Raw genomic sequence first — 1,916 nt, 5'->3', positions numbered from 1 at the left:
ACGCCTGCCTGTCACGCAGGAGATCGCGGGTTCGATTCCCGTCGGGACCGCCATTATGGTTCAGTAGCTCAGTTGGTAGAGCAATGGATTGAAGCTCCATGTGTCGGCAGTTCGACTCTGTCCTGAACCATTTTATTATACAAGCCGGCCTAGCTCAATTGGTAGAGCAACTGACTTGTAATCAGTAGGTTGGGGGTTCAAGTCCTCTGGCCGGCACCAGTTTTTGGAGGGGTAGCGAAGTGGCTAAACGCGGCGGACTGTAAATCCGCTCCTTCGGGTTCGGCAGTTCGAATCTGCCCCCCTCCACCATTTATTTTTTATAGGGACATAGTTCAACGGTAGAATAGAGGTCTCCAAAACCTTTGATGTGGGTTCGATTCCTACTGTCCCTGCCATGGCGGCTGTGGCGAAGTGGTTAACGCATCGGATTGTGGTTCCGACACTCGTGGGTTCGATTCCCATCAGCCGCCCTTAATATTATTAATGGGCTATAGCCAAGCGGTAAGGCAACGGACTTTGACTCCGTCACGCGCTGGTTCGAATCCAGCTAGCCCAGTTAGTATTGGCGGCATAGCCAAGTGGTAAGGCAGAGGTCTGCAAAACCTTTATCACCGGTTCAAATCCGGTTGCCGCCTCCATGAATATGCGGGAGTAGTTCAACTTTTAGAACACATTCCTTCCCGGAATGAGGTATAGGTGTAAGTCCTATCTTCCGCTCCATATTTATAATCCCATGCGGGAGTAGTTCAACTTTTAGAACACGTTCCTTCCCGGAACGAGGTGTAGGTGTAAGTCCTACCTTCCGCTCCATATTTATAATCCCATGCGGGAGTAGTTCAACTTTTAGAACACGTTCCTTCCCGGAACGAGGTGTAGGTGTAAGTCCTATCTTCCGCTCCATTTTTTCTTCCAGATATGGGAGTTTTTTTTTACCCTTTTTTAAGTATACATAGTTTAGAAAATATATATTGAAATTTAGAGAATGGAAATATTTATGTATTTGTGTTGTTTTACTTTAATGATGTTTTTGTACGATTGTGAATTGGTAATTTATGGGAATTAATGATTTTATTGTGGAATTTCTCTTAATTTATGATCGATTTAAATGCACTCAATAAGACATTGAACAACGTTTCGTTGAAAATGTTGGTGGTATTATATGATAGTCGCCGATACTTGTAACTACGAAAAAGTAATATGAAATAGGAGAGATTAAATAATGATCAGAACATTAATGAATTCAAAGATACACCGAGCACGAGTAACTGAATCTAATTTGAATTATGTAGGTAGTATTACTATTGATAAAGATATACTTGATGCTGTTGATATATTAGCTAATGAAAAAGTAGCCATTGTGAATAATAATAATGGTGCTCGCTTTGAAACATATGTAATAGAAGGGGAAAGAGGAAGTGGAAAAATTTGTTTAAATGGTGCTGCTTCACGATTAGTTGAAGTTGATGATGTCGTTATCATCATGACATATGCTCAATTAAACGAAGAAGAAATTGAACATCATGAACCAAAAGTAGCCGTTTTAAATGAATATAATGAAATTACTCAAATGTTACATGAAAAAGAAAATCAGACTATTTTAGAATAATTTATTTGAATCACACTTGTAAATTTTTAAGTGTGATTTTTAATTTGTTAAAAGGTGACATTAAAATAACTTATAATGGTTAAAAATACATCAAAAGTGTTATTATTACGCTATTTTGTTTTGTTTACTATTGACGACAAAAGCTTAGCGTAATATAATATATTTATGCTATTTCGAGTTGATACGTTTTATAATTTGATGTATCAATACCAATTACCTGATAATATCAGGCCGGCGTGGCGGAATTGGCAGACGCGCGGGACTCAAAATCCCGTTCCTTCATTGGAGTGTCGGTTCGACCCCGACCGCC

Annotated in this window: 1 protein-coding gene and 10 tRNA genes; all 11 read left to right on the top strand. The window is 39.4% G+C overall.

The genetic code is table 11. The features are described 5' to 3' along the window. Window positions 1-57 precede the first annotated feature (57 nt). The 11 genes from SH09_RS13010 (at window position 58) to panD (ending at window position 1,606) form a co-directional block, all read left to right on the top strand. Window positions 58-130: transfer RNA gene (locus SH09_RS13010), tRNA-Phe, on the top strand. Window positions 131-143: 13 nt separating this feature from the next. Then, window positions 144-219 (top strand) — tRNA-Thr (locus SH09_RS13005). Window positions 220-225: 6 nt separating this feature from the next. Beyond that, window positions 226-309: transfer RNA gene (locus tag SH09_RS13000), tRNA-Tyr, on the top strand. A 12-nt stretch (window positions 310-321) separates the two neighbouring features. Beyond that, a tRNA-Trp gene (locus tag SH09_RS12995) sits at window positions 322-395 on the top strand. Window positions 396-397: 2 nt separating this feature from the next. Further along, window positions 398-470, top strand: a tRNA-His gene (locus SH09_RS12990). 14 nt (window positions 471-484) lie between these two features. Further along, window positions 485-556 (top strand) — tRNA-Gln (locus tag SH09_RS12985). 8 nt (window positions 557-564) lie between these two features. Then, a tRNA-Cys gene (locus SH09_RS12980) sits at window positions 565-638 on the top strand. 7 nt (window positions 639-645) lie between these two features. Then, window positions 646-720 (top strand) — tRNA-Gly (locus tag SH09_RS12975). 15 nt (window positions 721-735) lie between these two features. Further along, window positions 736-810: transfer RNA gene (locus SH09_RS16630), tRNA-Gly, on the top strand. 15 nt (window positions 811-825) lie between these two features. Next, window positions 826-900, top strand: a tRNA-Gly gene (locus SH09_RS16625). Window positions 901-1,219: 319 nt separating this feature from the next. After that, complete coding sequence (gene panD, locus SH09_RS12970; protein ID WP_042740060.1) at window positions 1,220-1,606, top strand: aspartate 1-decarboxylase; 387 nt, start codon at window positions 1,220-1,222, stop codon at window positions 1,604-1,606. The last annotated feature ends 310 nt before the right edge of the window (window positions 1,607-1,916 follow it).

Source organism: Staphylococcus gallinarum (assembly GCF_000875895.1).
GTDB lineage: Bacteria > Bacillota > Bacilli > Staphylococcales > Staphylococcaceae > Staphylococcus > Staphylococcus gallinarum.
The sequence above is the reverse complement of the archived record's forward strand: the minus strand, read 5'-3'. Positions and strand labels throughout refer to the sequence as shown.

Excerpts from the sequence above, each read along its gene's own strand:
- panD (WP_042740060.1), top strand. The coding sequence starts at position 1,220 with ATGATCAGAACATTAATGAATTCAAAGATACACCGAGCACGAGTAACT.